The organism is Candidatus Phycosocius spiralis (genome assembly GCF_030158815.1).
GTDB classification, from domain to species: Bacteria; Pseudomonadota; Alphaproteobacteria; order Caulobacterales; family Aquidulcibacteraceae; genus Aquidulcibacter; species Aquidulcibacter spiralis.
This window is the reverse complement of record NZ_BPFZ01000006.1, coordinates 1-21,662: the sequence shown is the minus strand read 5'-3', so window position 1 is coordinate 21,662 and position 21,662 is coordinate 1. Positions and strand designations below refer to the sequence as shown.

Sequence of the window (21,662 nt, the reverse complement as noted above, 5' to 3'; positions counted from 1 at the left end):
CGTTTGGACTTGGACAAAGCCGATCCTAACCGGCACAGAACGCCCGGGCGGTAACCCCGCCCGCTCGGCGGATTTTGTGATTAAAGGTCCAAGTTTCGGACCTAAGGACGGTTGAATTTTTTTACGACGCGCCACTGCGTGCGCAAGGATGAGCATGAGCGACGGTAAAGACAACGACAATTCAGGCGGGCGTAAGCCTTTAACACTTTCCCGCAATGTGGGCGCTGGCACGGTTCGCCAGAGCTTTTCGCATGGGCGCACCAATCAAGTGGTGGTTGAAGTCAAGAAAAAACGCACAATCGGTGCAGGTGAAGCGCTTGTATCGGCTGGGGCAAGTACTGCCCGTAAACCTGCTTATGCCCCCCCGATACGACCAACGGCCCCGTCTTCGAGTGATGATCCAGCCCGTGCCGTGACCCAAGGCGATTTAGTCGAGCCGCGTGAGGCTTCCACTCGTTCAACCAAAACGCTTGGTTTGTCTGAGAGTGAGATGAAAGCTCGCTTAGCTGCTTTGGAGCGTGCCCGTGAGCAAGAACAAGCGCGTCGCCAACAACAATTGGCCGAAACCGAAGCGCGCAAGCGCCGTGAAGAGGGCGATCGACGTCGTTTAGAGGAAGAGCGCCTAGCGGCAGAAGCCGAAGCCCAACGCAAACGCCTAATCGAGCAAGAGCAACAAGAAGTCAGCGCTAGCAGATCCCAAGCCCTTGGTGAAACGGTGGAATCTCTTGGCGATAACGCTCCTGATTTTGAACCTGATGAACGAATCTCTTTGAGATCTGATGTTGTTGAAGTTGGGGATGGCGAAACCGCACCAGGCGAAGAGGGTGAAGACGGTGATCTATTGTCTGAGCTTGGTGGGCGGGTAAAACGGCAAAAAGTGGCGGTGGTTCGTCCGGCTCCGGTATCAAGGGCCAAAGGGGCCCAGCAACGCCGGTCGGGTAAATTGACCATCACTTCGGCTTTAGGAGATGATTCTGACCGCCAAAGATCTTTGGCTTCCGTGCGTCGTGCCCGCGAAAAAGAACGTGATCGCCGGTTAAGGATGCTTAAAGGCCAAGAACAAACCAAGCAAGTGCGCGAAGTAATTGTTCCTGAAGTTATCACCGTGGCGGAATTGGCCAACCGGATGGCAGAGCGCCTGACAGACGTCATTAAATATCTGATGAAACAAGGTCAGATGATGAAGGGCGCTGATAATCTTGACGCCGATACGGCTGAATTGATTGTCACCGACTTTGGCCATACCGTGAAGCGGGTAGCAGAATCGGACGTTGAAATTGGCCTCGAAGGCGAAGCCGATACCGATACCAACCAAGTACCACGTCCACCGGTTGTCACCATTATGGGCCACGTTGACCATGGAAAAACCTCACTTTTGGACGCCATTCGTTCGGCCGATACCGTCAAGGGTGAAGCCGGGGGCATCACGCAGCATATTGGTGCTTATCAAGTGCGTCTTGAGGGCGGCGACCGTGTGACCTTCTTGGATACTCCAGGCCACGCCGCTTTCTCCAGCATGCGGGCTCGAGGCGCTGGCATTACCGATGTTGTTGTGCTTGTAGTCGCCGCAGATGACGGGGTTATGCCCCAAACGGTGGAAGCCATCAGCCACGCCAAGGCGGCGGGAGTTCCCCTCATCGTGGCGGTCAATAAAATTGATAAGCCTGAAGCCAATCCACAAAAAGTGCTCAATGAGCTCCTCCAATATGAAGTTCTGACCGAAGCGGTCGGTGGCGACACTTTATGGGTGCCTGTTTCGGCAAAAGAGGGTACAAATTTGAATACTCTGCTGGAAAGCATTTTGCTGCAATCAGAAGTGTTGGACCTGCGCGCCAATCCTGACCGTGCCGCCGAAGGTACTGTGATTGAAGCTAAATTGGACAGGGGTCGTGGCTCCGTCGCCACCGTTCTGGTTCAGCGCGGCACGTTAAAGCGCGGCGATTTAGTGGTTGCGGGCTCGCAATGGGGTCGTGTACGCGCCTTGACCGATGAACGCGGGCAATCGCTGCAATCAGCAGGCCCAAGCCAGCCGGTTGAGATTTTAGGTCTCGACGGCACGCCTGAGCCTGGCGACATTATGGTTGTGGTTGAAAACGAAGCGCGCGCGCGAGAAGTGACCGATTACCGCATTCGTATGAAGCGGGAAAAAATCGTCGTGCGCCAAACCGCGCGCTCTGGCCTTGAAGCCATGTTGGCGCGGATTAAAGACGCCGAAGTCAAGGAATTCCCACTGATCGTTAAAGCCGATGTTGGCGGCTCTGCAGAAGCCATTACCGCGGCGCTTGAGAGACTAGCCACCGATGAAGTGCGCGCCAAAGTGATCCATCAAGCCGTTGGCGGGATCACCGAAAGTGACGTTCTATTGGCAAAATCCTCTGGTGCGCCAATTTTGGCCTTTAACACACGTGCGCCCAAGCAAGTGCGCGATTTGGCTGAGCATGAAGGCGTTGAAATCCGCTATTATTCGATCATCTATAATTTGCTCGATGATGTGAAAGACATTCTATCGGGCATGTTGGAACCAGAGCGCAAGGAATCCTTCTTGGGCTATGCCCAGATCCTACAAGTGTTCAACATCACCAAAGTCGGCAAGATAGCAGGCTGTAAGATCAATGAAGGCAATATCAAGCGCGGCTGTGGCGTGCGCTTGTTGCGCGATGATGTGGTCATTCACGAAGGCAAGCTCTCAACCCTGAAGCGCTTTAAAGACGAAGTCGCCGAAGTGACGGCAGGCCAAGAGTGCGGTATGGCGTTTGAAGGCTATCAAGATCTGCGCGAAGGCGATTTGATTGAGTGCTTTGACGTCCAGATTATCAAACGCAGTTTATAGGGTCGCTTTCCTGTTGTCGTAGAACAGGATACCTAGACCTCATGTCATTTCGGTAAGCCCCGCCTAGCAGCAAGGGCTTGATTGAGAGTGTGAATAAGCCTCGCATTATCCTCGGCTCTTTCATTCACGCTTAACCTAGCTTCTCAACCGCCAAAGCGGGCTTGAGAGGCCAGTGGACATGACTTTCGACAAACTAAAACAAATGCGCGACGATTTGCAGGACGCTCGCTGCGCCATCGCCGAGGTTAAGATGGCGCTTAGGCAACGCCTAAGCGCAACCGAGGTCAAGTTTGACCCCAACCAACCCCGTGCGCCTCAAGGCACACCAACCGGGGGTCAATGGACGAATACGGGCGGCGGGTCTGGCCAAAGCGCCCGCGCTCGAAAGCCGCCACCGCCACCTGCGCCGCCGCCGCCAAAAGCGCGACCGCCCCAAACTTTGGGGAATATACCGCGTGCCGCGTCGCGCGTTTCATTGCCGTTGATTGCTGGAGCCGTTGGGATACAGCGCGCCGCAGGAACCTATGCGGCAGAAGTATCAGGCCAATCCAAGACGCCCTTTTTGCACATTCCGTACCAAAAGCCGACGGTTGGTTCGCTGCCAGCGCGCAGAGGCGGGGCGGTTACGCGGCGCCGGTCAAGTCCTTCTGTGAATTTAAGAGCGAGTGAGAGTGACGGGGTAAATCGCCAGTGCGACATTAACCTGAACAATGACTTGAAAACTTGTTCTCGGACAGCGAAGCAATTTGGGCGTCGAAATGGCGAAGAGTCGAAAATATTCAAGATATGCGAAGCTACCGCCATGGATCGCTATTCAGAGTGCTTAAATGGAGGCGGCATTCATGCAATCAGAACGCCGCTATATAACGGCCGCTATCATCGAGGAGGTTGAGAATGGAGTCCTTAGGCCCACACACAATTACGTATGTTTCCGATGACGGTGAAGAACAAGAAATTCACGTAACCCTCAATTTCTTAGGGCAGGTACCTCGCGATCTTGGCGAAGGGGTCAACTATGCCAGTGAGGTTGGCGAGGTCGTTGTCCAGTTTGAGGATGGTGAACGGCGTCTCCCTATATCGGCGGACAACACGCTTGCCCTTGTTGGAGTTGGCATCATGATCGGTGAGGCCTATATCCGTGGGGTTTGCTTGCGCGAAGGAGGCAGCGTTTACCGCCATTTGGTTGGAGACTGTGAAGGCGCAGGGCGAATGTTTCGTTGACGATTCTCAATCGAGTTGAGGCGAAGGAAAAAAGCAATGATCGAACTAGGACCTCAGACGCTGCACTTTCAAACCACCGACGGCCAGTCAGAAGCGTTTGAAGTCTCCATTTTCGTGCATCCACCTAAAGAAGAAGGCACTCCCGATCACGAAGATGGCTTGGCCTATTATGGCGAAGTTATGTTGACTTTCGCGCAACATGAGCGGCGCATGAAGGTATCATGCGAAAACAATATTCAACTAGTCGGCACTTTAATGATGTTTGCTGAAAGCTATATCATGAGGCAATGCGACGTTCAAAATTTGACTGTTTATCGGCATATTCCAGGTGATATAAAGGTGCCGACCGATATGTTTCGGTGAACCCATTCGCGTGTTCGATAAGAGGCTAACATGCAAAGCTTAGGCCCACACATCGTTCGGCATCAATTTCCCGATGGCGCAATCGAGGAAACGCCCGTTCGCTTCAACTTCCTTGGTCCACGGGAGACCAGCATTTCTGAAGGCGTCACAATCATCGAAGAGACTGGCGAAGTGATCATCGAGTTACCCGATGGCGAGCATCGCACCTTTATATCCGCGCAAAACACGTTTGCGCTTGTGGGCTGGGCCATTAGATTGACAGAGGCTTTGTTCATTGGCTGGAGCAAGGAAGATGGTGGCAAGACTTACAGATTGCTCCCTGGCGACGTAAAGGGGCCCGGGGATATGTTCATATAGGGTCACTAGCCCCGCTCGCTCAGCCTTTCCCTTGCCTCGCGCACGCCAAGCCGCTACTGCAGCGACCCGCCCTGTTTTGGAAGTGCGGGCAATTGACATAAACCGCTCCTGACTGGTCGATCCCAGCACGGGCTTTGAAAGTTAAATCATGGCAAAACGCTTCGATCATTCAACAGGCCCGACCCAGCGCCAATTGCGGGCCGGCGAAAACATACGCCATGTGCTGGTGGAAATTTTGCGCCGCGGCGATGTTCGTGACCCGGCCTTGGTCGATAAAAGCATCACGGTGGGCGAAGTGCGCATGAGCCCTGATCTCAAGCACGCCAATGTCTTTGTGGCAGCTCTTGGGCTCGAGGACGCCCATGAGATTGCAGCAGCGCTTAACCGGGCGTCGCGCTTTTTGCGCGGTGTATGTGGGCGCGTACTCGAGAGCAAATTTACCCCCGACCTCAAGTTTTTAGCCGATACATCCTATGACTCCGCGTTCAAAATGAATGAGCTTTTTAATCATCCAAAAGTGCGTGCCGACCTCATTAAACCCAAGGATGAGGATTGATGGCGCGGCGCAAAAAGGGTCAAGACGTGGATGGCTGGATCGTCCTTGATAAAGGGCTTCATCTAACCTCTACTGACGCGGTTTCACGTGTCCGTCGCCTGTTTGACGCGAAGAAAGCAGGCCATGCGGGCACCTTGGATCCTTTGGCGACTGGCATTTTGCCGATTGCCTTGGGTGAGGCGACCAAGACGGTGGCTTGGCTGATCGAGGCCAATAAATCCTATCGTTTTACTGTGGAGTGGGGCGTGTCCACCAATACCCAAGACCGTGAAGGCAAAATCGTCTCAACCTCAGACCTCCGCCCGACCCGGCAAGCGATTGAAGCGGCGCTGGCGACGTTTATTGGCGAGATCGAACAAGTCCCACCCATTTATAGTGCCATAAAAGTGGACGGTGAGCGCTCTTATGATCTTGCCCGCGACGGCGAGGTTCCTGAGCTTAAAGCCCGACCGGTTCATTTGATTGAAGCCCGTTTGGTTGACGTGCCAGACGCTGACCATGCGACCATTGAATGCCAATGCGGCAAGGGCTTTTATGTTCGGGCACTTGCCCGCGATTTGGCTATGGCACTGGGTGCTGAAGGCCATGTTAGCGCGTTACGACGAACCGGGGTTGGCCCATTTCATGAGAGCGCAGCAATCACACTGGAAAAACTCCAAGAAGTGTGCGATAACGCATCCGCGTCCGACAGCCTTTTGCCAGTTGAGACCGCGCTGGACGACATCCCGGCGCTGGCCGTAACTGCGGAAGAGGCTCACAGGCTGCGGCAAGGCCGCGGAATTGTTCTTCTCCCCCACCAGGTTGAAGAGTTGCGCTCCAAGCGCAAACTCCGTGTTGTATCTGGCGAAGACATGAGCCGGGCAGCATTGGCGACACTCCAAGGTCAAGCCGTTGCCATAGGCGATGCACGCGCGGGACGGTTTAAACCGATCCGCGTGTTTCAACTCAGTGCGCGCGATTGAACCCGCCGCCAACCCAAGGGAACCTCGATGTCGATAGCACCAGAGCGCAAGCTCGAAATTATGAAAGAACATGGCCTCGCCCCCAATGATACGGGCAGCCCAGAAGTCCAAATCGCGATCCTCACCGAGCGTATTGCGAACCTGACTGAGCATTTTAAACTGCACAAAAAGGATAATCATTCCCGCCGCGGCTTGTTGGCCATGGTATCGTTGCGCCGCCGTTTGTTGGACTATGTAAAGTCACGCGATAACGCACGCTATCAGGCCCTTATTGCTAAGCACGGTCTGCGTCGTTAGGGCAGGACTACTCGATCCATCAGGGCGGTGCGGTAAGCGCCGCCCTTTTTGCTATTTGCGCCAGTCCGCAACACAGCGAATAGCGAAAGACCAAAGACGGTTCTCGCATAGGGCGGGGCCATCTCCGGCAAGGACGCCGGACCCCTTGGTTCAGGAAGGCCTGTTCCAAGTTTGTACGCGGCAGCATGGGGAAGGCCTCATGATCTGCCAGAAGGAAAGAAGATGTTTGACATTAAGACTGTTTCGCTCGAATGGGGTGGCCGCACTTTAACCTTGGAAACCGGCCGCATGGCCCGTCAGGCCGATGGCGCTGTTTTAGCCACTTATGGGAATACCCAAGTTCTCGCCACCGCAGTTGGTGCGCGCTCTGAAAAGCCTGGGATCGATTTTTTCCCACTCACCGTGAATTATCAAGAAAAATTCTATGCCGCCGGGCGCATCCCAGGTGGCTATTTTAAGCGCGAAGGTCGCCCAACCGAAAAAGAAACGCTGGTTTCTCGCCTAATTGACCGCCCGATCCGCCCGCTCTTTGCCAAAGGTTTCAAAAACGAAACCCAAGTCGTCGTCACCACGCTGTCGCATGATCAAGAAAATGATCCCGATATTGTGGCGCTGGTGGCTTCTTCGGCCGCTTTGGTACTGTCGGGCTTGCCTTTCATGGGTCCAATCTCGGCCGCGCGCGTAGGCTATATGGATGGCGAATATATTCTAAATCCAACCCTCGATCAACTTAAAGATAGCGAGATGGACCTTGTTGTAGCTGGTACCGCTGATGCCGTTATGATGGTTGAATCCGAGATTTATGAGTTATCTGAAGAAGTTGTTTTGGGCGGGGTCTCCTTTGCCCATAAGCAGATGCAGCCCGTGATCGATCTCATCATCTCTCTGGCCGAACAGGCAGCCAAAGATCCTTGGGAATTCCATGGCGAAGATCATTCAATAGACTATAAGCTCGTTAAAGACATGATTGGGGCAGAAATCGATGCCGCCTATCGTATCGCCGACAAGGGTGCCCGCCAAGACGCTGTTGGTGCCGCCAAAAAGCGCGCTGAAGAGGCTTTGGTTGCTTCTGAATCCAAGCCAGACGGCATGGACGGAGCGGTGTTCAAGACGGTTTGTAAAGAAGTTGAAAGTGATATCGTGCGCAGTGCTATCGTGAAGGAGGGCCGTCGCATCGATGGTCGCCCGGTTGATAAAGTGCGCACGATTGTGTCTGAAGCAGGCGTTTTGCCGCGTGCGCATGGCTCTGCATTGTTCACCCGGGGAGAAACCCAAGCCTTGGTGGTCGCAACCTTAGGCACCGCCGATGATGAGCAATTTATAGATAGTTTAGAAGGCACTTATAAAGAGCGCTTTATGCTGCATTATAACTTCCCCCCATTCTCGGTGGGTGAAGTCGGTCGTATGGGGGGGGCAGGGCGCCGCGAAATTGGTCATGGCAAGCTTGCTTGGCGGGCGATGCAGGCTGTCTTGCCCAGTCAGGAAGATTTTCCTTACACCATCCGCTTGGTCTCGGAAATCACCGAGTCTAACGGTTCTTCATCCATGGCTTCAGTATGTGGCGCTTCATTGGCTTTGATGGACGCAGGCGCCCCCATCACTTCCCCGGTTGCTGGCGTTGCCATGGGCTTGGTCCTTCAAGACGATGGTAGCTTTGAGGTTCTAACCGATATTCTGGGTGATGAGGATCATCTAGGCGATATGGACTTTAAAGTAGCCGGTACCCAAAATGGCATCACATCTCTTCAAATGGACATTAAGGTCGCAGGCATCACTGAAGAGATCATGAAAGTTGCCCTCACCCGTGCCCACGCTGGTCGTATGCACATTTTAAATGAGATGGCGAAATCTTTGACCGGTGCCCGCGGAGAGCTCAATGCCTTTGCCCCTAAAATCGTGTCCTTCATGATCCCAACCGACAAGATCCGTGAAGTGATCGGTACCGGCGGTAAGGTCATTCGTGAAATCGTGGAAAAAACCGGTGCCAAAATCTCCATAGAAGACGATGGCAGCGTCAAGGTTGCCGCCTCCGATCAAGAAAAGATCGATGCAGCCGTCAAGTGGGTGAAAAGCATCACGGATGAAGCCGAGGTCGGGAAGGTTTATGAAGGCAAGGTCGTTAAAGTCATGGAGTTTGGTGCCTTTGTGAACTTCTTCGGGGCCAAGGACGGCCTGGTTCATATTTCCCAATTGGCCAACCGCAAGGTTGCAACTGTTGGCGAGATCGTCAAAGAAGGCGATAGTGTTTGGGTGAAGCTTATGGGTTTTGATGATCGCGGCAAGACACGACTGTCCATGAAAGTCGTTGATCAAGCCACCGGAGAAGACATTGAAGAAAAACTCAAAGCTGAACGTGCAGAACGTGGTGAGCCTGAAGAGGTCGAACACGCACGTGAACGCAGCGAACGCTCAGCACGTCCCCGTCGTCGCCGCGACTAAGGCAATTTGAATTTCAATTTCTAACGGCGGCGATCCTTTGGGGTCGCCGTTTTGATTGCATTAACTACCTGCTGGTGATGAGTGAACATCTTGGCATCTCAATCAATCACCTCCTAACCGACACCTGCTCAAGCAGTGAACACATAGACGCACCCCGGTGCTTTCTGGAACACAGACGCTCTGCTTGATCAATTGCCTATTGACCTATCAGGGTGCAAGAACGCGATACTGCCCTAAAAACTTCATCTTCTTAAGCCATAGATCAGCCATGAATGTGTCATTCTACAAATTCTTATCGATAAAATCTAGTTATCAACTTGTGACGCTCGCACTTTTGACTTGTGTGGCTTTGTTTGGACCAGCTATGGCCCAAATTAGTGTCAGTGTTACTGAAGGGCATAAGCGGCCTATGCCCCTAGCGATTGTGGATTTTAATGGACCTCACGGTAGTGCTATCGCAGCAACTGTCCGCGACAATCTTGATCGCTCGGGCCTGTTTCAAGTCCAAAATCCTGAGGTTTTTTTACAACGTGATATCGATGTCAATCTTGCCCCACGATTTGCAGACTGGCGGATCATCAAAACCGAAGCCTTGGTCATTGGCCGTGGTATGGTTGCAAATGGGCGGTTAAAAGTCGAATTTCGTCTTTGGGATGTTTATGGTGAGAGCCAATTGATTGGCTTAGAATTTTCCTCATCCGAAGAAAATTGGCGCCGTATTGCCCATAAGGTCTCAGATGCAATTTATCGTCGTTTAACTGGTGAAGTTGGTTATTTTGATAGTCGCGTGGTGTTTGTCGCTGAGAGTGGCGGCAAGAAAAAGCGGGTCAAGCGCTTAGCAGTGATGGATCAAGACGGCGCTAATCCCAGCTATCTCACCGATGGCACGGAGCAGATTCTTAACCCTAGGTTTAATGTGCAAGGCCAACAGATCGTCTATTCGGCTATGAGCGACCGTGGCGTCAAAATCTGGATTGTGGACATGGATAGCGGGCGAAAGGAAATTGTCTCTGTTGCTGGTAGTATGGCCTTTGCCCCACGCTTTACCCCTGATGGTCAATCGATTGTTTTCAGTGCTGATAGAGACGGCGATGTCGACATCTATATTAAAAGCTTGCGCACTGGTGTGGTGACACAATTGACCAACAATCCTAACATAGACACATCACCCGATATGTCGCCCGATGGCAATCAAATCGTGTTTACGTCAGATCGCGGTGGCAGTTCGCAAATCTATGTTATGAACGGCGATGGGTCAAACGTTCGTCGCCTTACCTTTGGCGAAGGGCGCTATTCTACTGCTGTATGGTCACCTAATGGCGATTTAATTGCCTTCACCCGCCAGGCGGAGGGTCAATTTCAGATTGGTGTGATGGCTAAGGATGGATCAGGTTTACGCATTTTAGCGCAAGCATATTTGGTTGAAGGACCAACGTGGTCACCCAATGGGCGGGTGATTATGTTTCAGCGCGAAGCCGGCCCAGGCGACCCACCCACACTCTGGACCGTTGATGTATCAGGAACTAATCTGCGTCAATCACCTTGGAAGGCATCGGGCTCTGATCCGGGTTGGTCCTCGACTTTGCCATAATGATTGGGTTAGATAAGCCATCTCTTTTTTCCATTAACCGCATTGGTGCACACCAAGGAGCCGTTCAAATGACCAAATCAGCACTTATCAAACCATGGGTTGGTTCTGTGGCCTTGATCTTAATGTCAAGCCTAGCCTTGGCAGCTTGCGCCAGCACCAAGACCGCGACACCGCCAACCAACTCCACCCCCCCAACACCGCTTGCCAATAATGGCGAAGCTACTACCACAGAAAGCGCAACGCCTATCCCCCAGACTAACGTGCAACGTGCACCATTGACCCCGCCAAGTGGGCAATTGGGTGCTGGTAAGGGTGCCGGATCATCGATTTATGCCAGCCTTTCAGAAGCAGGGGACTTGATTTTATTTCCTACCGACCGCTTTGACCTCACCGATGAGGCGCGCGCAATCTTAACAAGGCAGGCGGCCTGGCTGCAAGCCAATTCCACCAAGCGTATCCTCATCGCTGGTAATTGTGATGAACGCGGCACGCGTGAGTATAATCTGGGCTTAGGTGCCCGTCGTGCTAATGCAGCGCGTGACTTTTTAATCAGCCTTGGCGTGGCACCATCACGAATTGAGACTGTATCTTATGGCAAAGAGCGCCCGATTGACGAGAGATCAAACCCGGATGGCTGGGCTATTAACCGCAATGCACAAACGACATTGCTGGACTAAATGATCTCTTCTGCCCCTTCTCGCGTTTTGTATGTTGTGCGGGCTTATGCAGTTACTCTAATCGGTATTTGGGCGCTGGCCATAGTCGCTGCGCCCAATTCGGCCGAGGCTCGACCTCTTGAACCCTCACAGAGATCCCTGTCGAGCACGCCCGTCCTACATTCGCCAGTCCTCAATTCCGACGAGCCTGCTACAACGCGGCTCATCATCCGCTTAGATCAACTGGAGCGCCAAGTCACAGAACTCACAGGACGGATCGAACTGCTTGAGGCTGAGTTAGCTAATCAAAAGGCCATCCAAGCCCAAAAGCAGCTTGACGAAGAAACTAAACGTGCCCACCAGGATTTGGCTGACCATCCACAAGCTTCATCTACCAGCGATCCTGCCGAGCAAGACAAAACCACCATCGCGCCCCAAACTGCTCCTGAAATGGAAGAAACGGCCGATTTTCTGTTCAAAGCTGCCCAACAAGAGCTTACCCGAGGGGATTATGGGAACGCAGAAACAAAACTAACCAGCCTGCTATTGCGGTTTCCCGAAGACCCACAAGCCGTTGAAGCGCGCTGGCTTTTGGGCGAAGTACTGTTTGTGCAATCGGCATGGGGTCCTGCAGTAGAAGCTTATCTGGCTTATTTAAAAGCTGCGCCACAAGGGCAGCGTGCCTCTGAAGCCTTTATCCGCTTGGCTGGGGCATTTGGCCAATTGGGAAATGAGAAAATGCGCTGCCAGGCTTTGGCGCAATATCAGCGCCAAACCACTAAACCAGACGCTACACTCAAAGCCCGTGCTGACGCTGAAATTGCCCGCAAGCCATGCCCCGCAACTTGAAGTTTTGCTCTTGATCACGGACCAGCTAGACGAAATAGCTAGCCAATTTGGTGGCCCAATGGTGGTTGCGCTGTCGGGTGGGGGCGATAGTGTCGCTTTGGCGAAATTAGCCGCAGTTTGGGCCAAACCACGCGGGATCGTGTTACACGCCGTATGCGTGAATCATGGCCTTAGACCCAACAGTGGTGTTGAAGCCAGCCAAGCAATCGCATGGGCGCGGGAATTTGGGCTAAGTGGGGAGGTTATCACACTGCCCACAAAGCCAAAAAACGGCGGTGTGCAGGCTTGGGCGCGGGAAAGCCGCTATCAAGCCTTGGCGCGGTCGGCTCATAAGATTGGCGCGCCTATCATTCTGGTCGGCCATACTCTAGACGATCAGATTGAGACCCTGATCTGGCGCTTAGTCCGCAATACCGGGCTTGATGGCTTGGCCGGCATGCAAGCACTCGCCCCATGTCCAGGCTCATACCGCTTCCACCCATGCCTGCTTGCACGGCCGATGCTGGGGGCTAAGCGCGAAGACTTACGACGCTACTTACAAGCTCAAGGTCAAACTTGGCTGGAAGATGACAGCAATCATAATCACCAATTTTCACGTGTTAAAATCAGAAATCGGCTGGCTGAGCTTTCTGCTTTAGGCGTCAGTTTTGAGCGCATCATCACGATTGCTGCTTTGGCTAATCAACTTCGTCTGGCTCAAGAACAAGCTTGTTGGGCTTTATTGCGGCGCGCCAATTTCGTTTTGACCGAGACAGGAGCAAGCCTAGAAGCTAGCCCATTCTTAAATGGGCATAGCAATGAGGTTACGCGGGGGCTTGGGTGGATCATCTATGGCTTAAGTGAAGCCAAACACATGGTACCTAGCGCAAAACTCATGTCCTTGCATCATAGCCTGATGGATCCAACTTTCCGGGGTAGAACTTTAGCTGGCCTCAGCATTGAGCGTACAAATATGCTTTTGGTGTTCAATCCAGCAAGACCACGACGCGGGCAAGGGCAACAATTTGTTATCTCGAAATGGGAAGCACAAAGACGGATTCTCGCGATTTCACGTCAATCACACGCTTTTGTCACCACAGGCGGGGCAATTCGCGCAGGTGATGGGCTTACATCATGCCTGTGAACGACTATGTAACATGTATACGCCATGATAAGGCGTGGGAGTGATGGTCGTTTTCGCTGTTTGTGAGACGGCGATGTCAGAAAGAGATACCTATGAAAATGCGTGATCTTGCAATCTGGGGATTTTTGGCTTTGGCACTGGTGACGGTGTTTTCCTTAATGAACCGGCCGTCCCAATCGGCTTCCTCGTCTCAAATGCCATATTCAGCTTTGTTAAACGAAGTGGATAATGGTCAGGTCAAAGAAGTGAAAATCGTGGGCAATATTGCAAGCGGACGGTTGCAAGATGATAAGACTTTCCAGTCAACCATCCCCACTCAACCAAATGATTTTGTAGCAAGGCTAGAAAAAGCCAAAGTTGAATTTCGCGCTGAAGACCCACCTAGAGCACCGATCCTGGGTGCATTGATCGCCAATTTGTTGCCACTTTTGATCATGGTAGGCTTATGGTTTTTCTTGATGCGCCAAATGTCGGGCGGCGGAGGGAAAGGCGGGGCTATGGGCTTTGGCAAGTCCAAGGCAAAACTTCTGACTGAAAATAAGAACAAAGTCACATTTGAAGATGTAGCTGGCATCGATGAGGCCCGCGAAGAATTACAAGAAGTCGTTGATTTCTTAAAAGACCCATCGAAATTTCAGCGCTTGGGCGGCAAAATTCCCAAAGGGGCTTTGCTGGTTGGACCACCAGGAACCGGTAAAACATTGACCGCGCGTGCTGTTGCGGGCGAAGCCAATGTTCCCTTCTTCACGATCTCCGGCTCTGACTTTGTGGAAATGTTTGTGGGCGTCGGTGCCAGCCGTGTGCGCGACATGTTTGAGCAAGCCAAAAAGAATGCACCTTGTATCATCTTTATTGACGAAATCGATGCCGTTGGTCGCCACCGAGGTGCTGGCCTTGGCGGGGGCAATGATGAGCGCGAGCAAACCTTGAACCAATTGCTGGTTGAGATGGACGGTTTTGAAGCCAATGAAGGCATCATTATCATCGCTGCCACCAACAGGCCCGATGTGCTTGACCCTGCTTTGTTGCGTCCGGGTCGGTTTGATCGCCAAGTGACCGTAGGCCTGCCCGACATTTTGGGTCGCGAAAAAGTGCTAAAAGTCCACATGCGCAATGTGCCATTGTCGTCAGATGTTGATGCCAGAACCATTGCGCGCGGGTGCCCTGGCTTTTCGGGTGCCGATTTGATGAATCTGGTCAATGAAGCCGCCCTTTTGGCAGCCCGGCGTGGGCGTCGTTTGGTCACCATGCAAGAATTTGAAGATGCCAAGGATAAGATTCTGATGGGAGTTGAGCGTAAAACCATGGCCATGACACTAGAAGAAAAACGTCTGACCGCCTATCATGAAGGCGGTCATGCTTTGGTGGCTTTGACCGTACCCCATACCGACCCTGTGCATAAGGCAACCATCATTCCACGGGGTCGTGCGCTTGGCATGGTAATGCAATTGCCTGAACGCGATAAGTTATCTTTCAGCTATCGCCAGATGATGAGCCGTTTGGCTGTTATGATGGGCGGTCGGGTAGCGGAGGAATTGGTGTTTGGAAAAGACGCCATTACATCAGGGGCGTCATCGGATATCGAACAAGCCACACGCTTGGCCCGGTCCATGGTTACCAGGTGGGGCTTTTCCGATGAATTAGGAACTGTGGCTTATGGTGAAAACCAAGAAGAAGTATTCTTAGGCCATTCTGTATCACGCACACAAAATGTGTCTGAAGCAACAGCCCAGACGATAGACAAGGAAGTCCGTCGCTTGGTGGAATGGGGCAATGCCGAAGCCACGCGTATTCTCACAGAAAGGCGTCAAGATTTGGAAGTTTTGGCGCAGGGACTCTTGGAATATGAGACTTTGACAGGGGATGAAATCCGTACCCTACTCAGCGGTGGCACCATCGTGCGCGAAGACAGCACCACCAGACCACCAGCTGGTCCATCTTCTGCTTTGCCAATCATTGGCAAAAAGACAGGCAGCACAACTTCAACTGGGCCTGAACCTTCACCCGCCTAGATCGGATGATGACTTGGAGGCAGTATGGCACATGATAAGACCAAGATAACGCCCAAAGAAGCCATTGCTTCCTTGGATGGTTGGAAAGAAGTGGCAGGGCGCGAGGCGATTGAAAAAACCTTTGAATTCGCTGATTTTAAACAGGCATTTAGCTGGATGACCCGTGTGGCCCTTAAGGCCGAGCAGATGGATCATCATCCCGAATGGTTCAATGTTTACGCCAAAGTGGTCGTCATTTTAGCGACCCACGATGTGTCTGGTATCACACAATTAGATGTTGAACTGGCACACTTTATGGACGCCAGCCTCTAAAGCAGGAAGCGTTTCGCTAGAAAAATTGGAGCTAGCGGCCTGTCAACATAAGTACATCCGATTGGGTATCAGCCACACATTTGGTGCTAGCGCGTTGCTAGTTTAATCAATTTCCGCTCCAACACGTCCAATGTCTGGGCCAATTCATGCCCGCGTTTGAGGACTTGGCCGGCCGTACCCATTACCGCCCATTGACCTTGTTTAGAGTTCAAGGCCGGACGCTTTTCAATTCTGTACAGTGGATTTTCGCTGGCGCGGCGAAAGATCGAAAAGATAACCACATCAGGGCCATCATCAATGGCATAATCGCGCCATTCACCCGCCAGTTGCCCGCGGCCATAAAGCTGAAGAATCGCGTCAAACTCGTGTCGTTCAAACCAGATCTTCTGGGTGCGTTGCACTACAGTGGCGGACATCCTTTCAAAACGCATACCTCCACATTGGGCTAGTTTGAACCGATTGACAAGTCTCAAACAATAACGAGTTCTTCTGGCTTGGGCCCAAATCTGGTTTGATAGCGTGCAGCCGTTGTTACCAAGAAAGTTTTGGATTTGACGGTATCAACCGCCATAAACTCACCACATACGGCGTCTTTGGTCACCGTTACCATCGTATAGCCACGTTGGGTTTCATCATGCCAAACCACTTCTTCATTGGCCTGATTGATCAAAGTGTTGAGGTCACTGCCAGTGATACCGAAATTAGCAAAAGAATCTGCGAGGCTTGGACTTGTGACGGAGGTTCCGCCAAACTCAACCCCACGCAATTCACCTTTGGCATCGAATAAATTATTGGCCCATGCCGCATGTGTGTCCCCAGTGCAGACAACTAAACGGGCACCAGCTTGTTTGGCGATGTCATACAAACGCTCCCGCGCCGCGGGATAACCATCCCACGCATCGAGATTAAAGGGTACGTTGAATTGCGACAGCTCAAAAAATGCCAAGGTTTCAGGTCGCACTTTGGCGATGGCATCACGCACTTCCTTAGGCAGACCGGCTTTGAAGTCTGGCGAAGTAACACGCCCCATGATGACTTGATTGCCCAGAATTTGCCAGCGCTTACCCTTCGCCACAGACGTCTTTAGAACCTCCGCCAGCCATGCTTGCTGATTTGCGCCCAACATTTCCCGGCTTGGATCATTGAGTTTGTTGGCTTTGAATGCGTCCAAATCAGGCAAGGCCATCACGCCTTGGGGAAGTGCCTTGGGATCAAGTGTTGCTAACCGCGCCGCGTCAGTGATTTTGACAGGCTTGCCCGAGGTGACATCAAACAAGGCCGGGTCAAGATCGGTGGCATAATCGAGCTGGAAGGAGCGTGCGATCACGCGGGTCTCCAACATCGCGATGGTTGCCAGATCGCCCCAATCAAACGAACGGTTGATCGCTTCAAAGCTTTTGCCCGGTGCGGGATCGCGTAAAGGTAGCCATTCGTAATAGGCTTGCAAGGCCGCTGCCTTGCGCAAAGACCAAGGGCCTTCCTTGGCTGGATTATGGTTTTCTGCCCCATCCTTATACGCATCATTGGAGGTTTCATGATCATCCCATGTGACGAGCCAAGGCGCACAGGCGTGAGCGGCCTGTAAGTCAGGGTCACTGCGATACTGGGCGTAGCGCAAGCGATAGTCAGAAAGCGTGGTACATTCCTTGGGCGGATCAGGGACCCGGCCGACGGTTTTGCCCCATTCGGTTGCATATTCGCCGGGGCCATATTCATAAATGTAATCGCCGACATGGAGCACGAGATCAACGTCGCCGCGACGCGCTATCGCCTGATAGGCGTTAAACCAACCAGCAGGGAAATTGGAGCAGCTGACCAAAGCGATTTTGAGCTGATCGCCACCGCTTTGTGGTGCCGTCTGTGTACGCCCAATCGTGGAAATCTCGTTGCCCACGGCAAAACCAAAATAATAGACTTGGCCGGGCTTTAAGCCTGATACATCAACCTTGACAGTGTGATCGCGGCTAGCTTGTGTCTTGACACTGCCGCGTTTGACGATCTGGGTTAGGTTTGAATCGGTGGCAACTTTCCAAGTGACGGTCACATCACCGCCTGGCAAGCGCGGGGTGACACGCGTCCAGATGATGACTTGGGTGGGTAGGGGATCGCCACTAGCGACACCATGAGAAAACAGCGCCTGTTCGGCAGCAGCAGCCGAAGCGGTACAAGCAGCGGCAACAAAAGCACCAGATGTGAGTGCGGCACGACGTGTAAGGGCCATAGGAACCTCCAAAGACCGCTTCCATGCTCTAGCTTTGATCATTTGCCAACACCCCGGTTGCGATGAACCGGGGCCTAAAGCGATTTGGCGACACTAACATGTCTGTATCATGACGATCGAGCGACAATTTCATCTTCAAAAAGCGATTTTGCACCTGAACTAAGCTTTTGATTCATAAATCGTTAACGATGATGGCAGCGGAGCCCCCCTTGCGAGGTCATGCAGGGCTACTTCAATCATACAAATTCCAATTCTTTGACATAGCGCACCTGGGGCAAGGCCTTTAGGTCCGCCAGAAGGCTCGCTGGGACAGCCTGATCGATGCCAACCAGCGCAATCGCATCCTCGCCTTCGGCGACACGGCCTAAGTTAAAGGTGGCGATATTGATGCCAGCCGTGCCAAGCTTGGTGCCTAACGCCCCAATAAAGCCTGGCGTGTCAGAATTGTTGATGAAGAGCATGCGAGGATGAAAAGCCGCCTCCAGTGCCATGCCCTTCACTTCAGTAATGCGGGGTTTACCGCCGATCACAGCCCCGGCAAGTGTGCGCCACTTGCCACCGGTTTGAACCTTAACACGGATCAAGCTGTCATAAGTGGGTGAGAGGTCGCGCTTGGCTTCGCTGAATGGGGTACCTCTTTCCTTTAAGATCGACGGTGCACTGATCATATTGATGTCGGCTAGCAGGGGCTTCAAGATTCCAGCCAGCAAAGAAGCAGTCAATGGCTTGGTGTTGAGGCCTGTGACCTCGCCCTCATATTCAATCTCAATAGCCTCCAAGCCGTCATCAACAATCTGGCCGGCAAAGGTGCCAAGCTTTTCACATAAAGCGATCAATGGCTTTAATTTCGGCGCTTCTTCGGCGCTAACAGACGCAGTGTTGAGCGCATTGGTGACGGCCCCAGTCAACACATAGTCCGCAATTTGTTCAGCAACTTGTAAAGCTACGTTTTCTTGGGCCTCAGTCGTGGCCGCGCCTAAATGCGGTGTCGCGGTGAAGTTGGGGCAACCAAAAAGGACATTGCTGGTCGCGGGTTCTTCGGCAAACACATCAAACGCTGCCGCACCCACGCGCCCGGTTTTTAAATGCTCGGCCAAAGCCGCTTCATCCACCAGTCCGCCACGTGCGCAATTGACGATAATCACGCCCTTTTTGGTTTTGGCCAAATTCTCCGCCGACAAGATATTGCGGGTCGCGGGCGTTAAGGGCACATGCAGGGTAATGGCGTCCGCACGGGCCAAAAGCTCATCCAGCTCGACCTTCTCCACCCCAATTTCAATGGCCCGCTCTGGGCTTAAAAACGGGTCAAACGCGATCACTTTCATGCGTAGCCCTAAAGCGCGATCCGCGACAATGGAACCGATATTACCACAACCAATGACCCCTAAAATCTTTGCATAAAGCTCCACCCCATTGAAGCGGTTCTTGTCCCACTTGCCCGCTTGGGTGGAAGCATCCGCTGCCCCGATCTGGCGGGAGGCCGCAAACAGCATGGCAATGGCATGCTCTGCCGTGGTGATCGCATTGCCAAAGGGCGTGTTCATCACGATGACGCCGCGCGCGGTCGCTGCGGGAATATCGACATTATCAACCCCGATACCAGCCCGGCCAATCACTTTCAGCTTAGTTGCGGCAGCCAAAACGTCGGCGTCAACTTTGGTGGCTGAACGAATGGCCAAACCATCATATTCGCCAATGCAGGAAATCAACTCAGCCTTGGTCATGCCAGGTTTGTAGTCCACGGCAACATGGCGGTTCTTAAAGATATCAATGGCGGCTTGGCTGATCTTATCAGAGATCAAAACTTTGGGTGTTTTCATTTAGGTGTCCTTGTTCAAATGTAGCACGTGTGATCTGATGAACGGCGCAATGGTCAGCGCCAAACCAGCGTTTTTCGAGAAAGGTGAAACCAAGCCTGCGATAGAAGGATATGGCTTGGGTGTTAGTGATCAATGGGTCGATCAGTACAAAGTCTATTGTGGGATCAGCGAAGCAACGTGCCAGTGCGAGCTTCATCATGGCCCGCCCATACCCTTTTCCTCGCGCTTCAGGCACGCCAATCCAGATGTCGACGGCCTTGAACCCGCTTTGTGGGTCACCCCAGTAGCGGGTAGCATCGTTTAGCGGATCGGTGATTTGAACGAAACCGATGGGCTGGCCGTCCAGTTCAGCTATCAGCTGCTCTAGCCCGTCAAGTCCGAGTACCTCAGTCGTCCAATCCCAATCGTCATTGGGGTCGGAAGCTGCAACGACCGAATCCTCATCCCATGCTTCAAGCAGCGCGATGTCGGCAGATGTTGCAGGCCGCAGGTTAATGGCCATGTCGGCGAGCCCTCGCCTACAGCTCTGAGACCAAGGTCTCAAACGCCCAGTCGAGCCAGGGTGTTAACGCGATCACATCGTCTGTATCGATGGTTGCTCCACACCACAGCCGCAGGCCCGGAGGCGCGGCGCGGTATGCAGCCGCATCAAGGGCAACGCCTTCTTTGTCCAAGAGGCCCGCAAGCTTTTTGGCAAACTCCGCTTGGCCGTCGGCAGACAAGCCCGTCACCCGGGGATCAACGACCTTTAAGCATACCGAAGTGTTCGACCGGCTCTCTGGCGTGGTCGCCAAAAAGTCCACCCATTTGGTCTTTTGAACCCAATCAGCAATTGCCGCCAAATTAGCGTCAGAACGGCCGTGCAGGCCCGCGAGCCCGCCGACGGTTTTGGCCCAAGTGAGCGCGTCGATATAATCTTCCGTGGCGAGCATGGATGGCGTATTGATGGTTTCGCCTTCAAAGATACCTTCCACCACTTTGCCGCCCTTGGTCATTCGGAACAATTTGGGCATGGGCCAAGGCGGGCTATAGCTCTCCAGGCGTTCAATGGCGCGGGGGCCAAGGATCAACATGCCATGCGCCCCCTCCCCGCCCAGCACTTTTTGCCAAGAGAAGGTGACGACATCAAGCTTGTCCCAATCAAGAGCTTGGGCAAAGGCGGCAGAAGTTGCATCACAAATGGTGATGCCTTCACGGTCCGATGCGATCCAATCGGCATTGGGCACGCGCGTGCCTGATGTTGTGCCATTCCACGTAAAAATTACATCATGGGTTTTGGTGGGGACAGCGGCGAGATCTGGCAGATGGCCATAATCGGCTTTGAAAACTTTTGGGGCGAGCTTTAATTGCTTGACCGCATCGGTGACCCAATCCTCACCAAAGCTTTCCCACGCCAAGGTCGCCACGGGCTTTGGCCCTAGCATCGACCACATAGCCATTTCAACTGCCCCGGTGTCAGAGCCTGCGACGATGCCAATGCGATAGCCATCGGGGACTTGGAGCACCTCACGGGTGAGATCAATCGCCAGTTTCAGGCGCGCTTTGCCGGGTTTGGAGCGGTGAGAACGCCCAAGGACAGCCCCTGACAATGCATCAAGGTTCCAATTAGGGCGTTTTTTGGTGGGACCCGAAGAAAACCGTGGGTCAGCGGGCCGCATATGCGGCTTTTGGGTATTTGCGTTCATGTTACTCCCATCCTTTCAGATGAGCGCCCGCCGGTGGGAGCGGGTGGCCCAGCGCGCACAAACACGAAGTCGGCTTCGATTGCAAGGGGTGTCGTGTGGAATAGCGGTTGGGGGTGACCCAGCCCCTTAAAATCCGGCCATAAGTTTGCAGAGTCCTCGAACGAGTGCACTGCTACCCATCGTTGGGCCGCTTTGGCCTAGAGTCTTTGGCCTTGCTCGTGTCCGGTGGGCTGGTGTCACCGGCTGAGATTGCCAACATAATCGGTGGGATATTCCCGATTGCGCTGTGAGGTCTTTCCTCGTTGTAGTATCTACGCCAGTCCTCCAACTTTTCGCAAGCATCTTGCAGGGACAAGAACCAGTGAGCG

21 protein-coding genes are annotated in these 21,662 nt (G+C 53.0%); 15 read left to right on the top strand and 6 right to left on the bottom strand.

Annotation, left to right across the window (positions count from 1 at the left end):
* Positions 1-154: 154 nt before the first annotated feature.
* The 15 genes from infB to PsB1_RS05855 all read left to right on the top strand — a co-directional run bounded on the left by infB (position 155) and on the right by PsB1_RS05855 (position 15,568).
* Positions 155-2,830, top strand: coding sequence for a translation initiation factor IF-2 (infB, locus tag PsB1_RS05925; RefSeq protein WP_284359727.1), 2,676 nt, complete (start codon positions 155-157; stop codon positions 2,828-2,830).
* Between the two features lie 178 nt (positions 2,831-3,008).
* Positions 3,009-3,722 carry a hypothetical protein gene (locus PsB1_RS05920; RefSeq protein WP_284359725.1) on the top strand — a complete coding sequence of 238 codons (714 nt, stop codon included), beginning with the start codon at positions 3,009-3,011 and terminating at the stop codon, positions 3,720-3,722.
* 2 nt (positions 3,723-3,724) lie between these two features.
* Positions 3,725-4,051: a hypothetical protein gene (locus tag PsB1_RS05915; protein WP_284359724.1), complete on the top strand. Its 327-nt coding sequence runs from the start codon at positions 3,725-3,727 to the stop codon at positions 4,049-4,051.
* A gap of 36 nt (positions 4,052-4,087) precedes the next feature.
* Complete coding sequence (locus tag PsB1_RS05910; RefSeq protein ID WP_284359723.1) at positions 4,088-4,414, top strand: hypothetical protein; 327 nt, start codon at positions 4,088-4,090, stop codon at positions 4,412-4,414.
* A gap of 30 nt (positions 4,415-4,444) precedes the next feature.
* Entirely contained in the window at positions 4,445-4,771 is a 327-nt protein-coding gene (locus PsB1_RS05905; RefSeq protein ID WP_284359722.1) for a hypothetical protein, read from the top strand.
* Positions 4,772-4,919: 148 nt separating this feature from the next.
* Entirely contained in the window at positions 4,920-5,327 is a 408-nt protein-coding gene (rbfA, locus tag PsB1_RS05900) for a 30S ribosome-binding factor RbfA (protein ID WP_284359721.1), read from the top strand.
* Positions 5,327-6,289, top strand: coding sequence for a tRNA pseudouridine(55) synthase TruB (truB, locus tag PsB1_RS05895; protein ID WP_284359719.1), 963 nt, complete (start codon positions 5,327-5,329; stop codon positions 6,287-6,289). The genes rbfA and truB overlap by 1 nt, the downstream gene beginning before the upstream one ends.
* 27 nt (positions 6,290-6,316) lie before the next feature.
* Positions 6,317-6,586 (top strand): 30S ribosomal protein S15, encoded by a 270-nt coding sequence (rpsO, locus tag PsB1_RS05890; protein WP_284359718.1) that lies wholly within the window; start codon positions 6,317-6,319, stop codon positions 6,584-6,586.
* Between the two features lie 222 nt (positions 6,587-6,808).
* The gene (gene pnp / locus PsB1_RS05885; protein WP_284359717.1) at positions 6,809-9,025 is read left to right on the top strand and encodes a polyribonucleotide nucleotidyltransferase; all 2,217 of its coding nucleotides are present in this window, start codon (positions 6,809-6,811) and stop codon (positions 9,023-9,025) included.
* Between the two features lie 268 nt (positions 9,026-9,293).
* Positions 9,294-10,616 carry a Tol-Pal system beta propeller repeat protein TolB gene (gene tolB / locus PsB1_RS05880; protein ID WP_284359716.1) on the top strand — a complete coding sequence of 441 codons (1,323 nt, stop codon included), beginning with the start codon at positions 9,294-9,296 and terminating at the stop codon, positions 10,614-10,616.
* A 68-nt stretch (positions 10,617-10,684) separates the two neighbouring features.
* Positions 10,685-11,293, top strand: a complete 609-nt coding sequence (locus PsB1_RS05875; protein ID WP_284359714.1) for an OmpA family protein — start codon at positions 10,685-10,687, stop codon at positions 11,291-11,293.
* Positions 11,294-12,121: a tetratricopeptide repeat protein gene (locus PsB1_RS05870; RefSeq protein ID WP_284359712.1), complete on the top strand. Its 828-nt coding sequence runs from the start codon at positions 11,294-11,296 to the stop codon at positions 12,119-12,121.
* A complete protein-coding gene (gene tilS, locus PsB1_RS05865) occupies positions 12,078-13,244 on the top strand; it encodes a tRNA lysidine(34) synthetase TilS (protein WP_284359711.1) in 1,167 nt (388 codons plus the stop codon). The genes PsB1_RS05870 and tilS overlap by 44 nt, the downstream gene beginning before the upstream one ends.
* A gap of 92 nt (positions 13,245-13,336) precedes the next feature.
* The gene (ftsH, locus tag PsB1_RS05860; protein WP_284359710.1) at positions 13,337-15,256 is read left to right on the top strand and encodes an ATP-dependent zinc metalloprotease FtsH; all 1,920 of its coding nucleotides are present in this window, start codon (positions 13,337-13,339) and stop codon (positions 15,254-15,256) included.
* A gap of 24 nt (positions 15,257-15,280) precedes the next feature.
* Entirely contained in the window at positions 15,281-15,568 is a 288-nt protein-coding gene (locus PsB1_RS05855) for a 4a-hydroxytetrahydrobiopterin dehydratase (RefSeq protein ID WP_284359709.1), read from the top strand.
* An 86-nt stretch (positions 15,569-15,654) separates the two neighbouring features.
* On the opposite strand, the gene PsB1_RS05850 is transcribed toward PsB1_RS05855, so the two are convergent.
* The 6 genes from PsB1_RS05850 to PsB1_RS05825 all read right to left on the bottom strand — a co-directional run.
* The gene (locus PsB1_RS05850; RefSeq protein ID WP_284359708.1) at positions 15,655-15,999 is read right to left on the bottom strand and encodes a DUF2794 domain-containing protein; all 345 of its coding nucleotides are present in this window, start codon (positions 15,997-15,999) and stop codon (positions 15,655-15,657) included.
* Positions 16,000-16,037: 38 nt separating this feature from the next.
* Entirely contained in the window at positions 16,038-17,789 is a 1,752-nt protein-coding gene (locus PsB1_RS05845) for an alkaline phosphatase D family protein (RefSeq protein ID WP_284359706.1), read from the bottom strand.
* Positions 17,790-18,025: 236 nt separating this feature from the next.
* The gene (serA, locus tag PsB1_RS05840; protein WP_284359705.1) at positions 18,026-19,609 is read right to left on the bottom strand and encodes a phosphoglycerate dehydrogenase; all 1,584 of its coding nucleotides are present in this window, start codon (positions 19,607-19,609) and stop codon (positions 18,026-18,028) included.
* Positions 19,581-20,111, bottom strand: a complete 531-nt coding sequence (locus PsB1_RS05835; protein WP_284359704.1) for a GNAT family N-acetyltransferase — start codon at positions 20,109-20,111, stop codon at positions 19,581-19,583. Before PsB1_RS05835 ends, serA begins: the two co-directional genes overlap by 29 nt.
* Before the next feature lie 16 nt (positions 20,112-20,127).
* The gene (locus PsB1_RS05830; protein ID WP_284359703.1) at positions 20,128-21,294 is read right to left on the bottom strand and encodes a phosphoserine transaminase; all 1,167 of its coding nucleotides are present in this window, start codon (positions 21,292-21,294) and stop codon (positions 20,128-20,130) included.
* 172 nt (positions 21,295-21,466) lie between these two features.
* Positions 21,467-21,662: integrase core domain-containing protein (locus PsB1_RS05825; RefSeq protein WP_284359701.1), on the bottom strand; the 196-nt coding region annotated here is incomplete at its 5' end.

Bases quoted from the DNA above. Each gene is read 5' to 3' on its own strand.
- infB (WP_284359727.1), top strand. From the start codon at position 155: ATGAGCGACGGTAAAGACAACGACAATTCAGGCGGGCGTAAGCCTTTA.
- PsB1_RS05920 (WP_284359725.1), top strand. From the start codon at position 3,009: ATGACTTTCGACAAACTAAAACAAATGCGCGACGATTTGCAGGACGCT.
- PsB1_RS05915 (WP_284359724.1), top strand. From the start codon at position 3,725: ATGGAGTCCTTAGGCCCACACACAATTACGTATGTTTCCGATGACGGT.
- PsB1_RS05910 (WP_284359723.1), top strand. From the start codon at position 4,088: ATGATCGAACTAGGACCTCAGACGCTGCACTTTCAAACCACCGACGGC.
- PsB1_RS05905 (WP_284359722.1), top strand. From the start codon at position 4,445: ATGCAAAGCTTAGGCCCACACATCGTTCGGCATCAATTTCCCGATGGC.
- rbfA (WP_284359721.1), top strand. From the start codon at position 4,920: ATGGCAAAACGCTTCGATCATTCAACAGGCCCGACCCAGCGCCAATTG.
- truB (WP_284359719.1), top strand. From the start codon at position 5,327: ATGGCGCGGCGCAAAAAGGGTCAAGACGTGGATGGCTGGATCGTCCTT.
- rpsO (WP_284359718.1), top strand. From the start codon at position 6,317: ATGTCGATAGCACCAGAGCGCAAGCTCGAAATTATGAAAGAACATGGC.
- pnp (WP_284359717.1), top strand. From the start codon at position 6,809: ATGTTTGACATTAAGACTGTTTCGCTCGAATGGGGTGGCCGCACTTTA.
- tolB (WP_284359716.1), top strand. From the start codon at position 9,294: ATGAATGTGTCATTCTACAAATTCTTATCGATAAAATCTAGTTATCAA.
- PsB1_RS05875 (WP_284359714.1), top strand. From the start codon at position 10,685: ATGACCAAATCAGCACTTATCAAACCATGGGTTGGTTCTGTGGCCTTG.
- PsB1_RS05870 (WP_284359712.1), top strand. From the start codon at position 11,294: ATGATCTCTTCTGCCCCTTCTCGCGTTTTGTATGTTGTGCGGGCTTAT.
- ftsH (WP_284359710.1), top strand. From the start codon at position 13,337: ATGAAAATGCGTGATCTTGCAATCTGGGGATTTTTGGCTTTGGCACTG.
- PsB1_RS05855 (WP_284359709.1), top strand. From the start codon at position 15,281: ATGGCACATGATAAGACCAAGATAACGCCCAAAGAAGCCATTGCTTCC.
- PsB1_RS05850 (WP_284359708.1), bottom strand. From the start codon at position 15,999: ATGCGTTTTGAAAGGATGTCCGCCACTGTAGTGCAACGCACCCAGAAG.
- PsB1_RS05845 (WP_284359706.1), bottom strand. From the start codon at position 17,789: ATGGCCCTTACACGTCGTGCCGCACTCACATCTGGTGCTTTTGTTGCC.
- serA (WP_284359705.1), bottom strand. From the start codon at position 19,609: ATGAAAACACCCAAAGTTTTGATCTCTGATAAGATCAGCCAAGCCGCC.
- PsB1_RS05835 (WP_284359704.1), bottom strand. From the start codon at position 20,111: ATGGCCATTAACCTGCGGCCTGCAACATCTGCCGACATCGCGCTGCTT.
- PsB1_RS05830 (WP_284359703.1), bottom strand. From the start codon at position 21,294: ATGAACGCAAATACCCAAAAGCCGCATATGCGGCCCGCTGACCCACGG.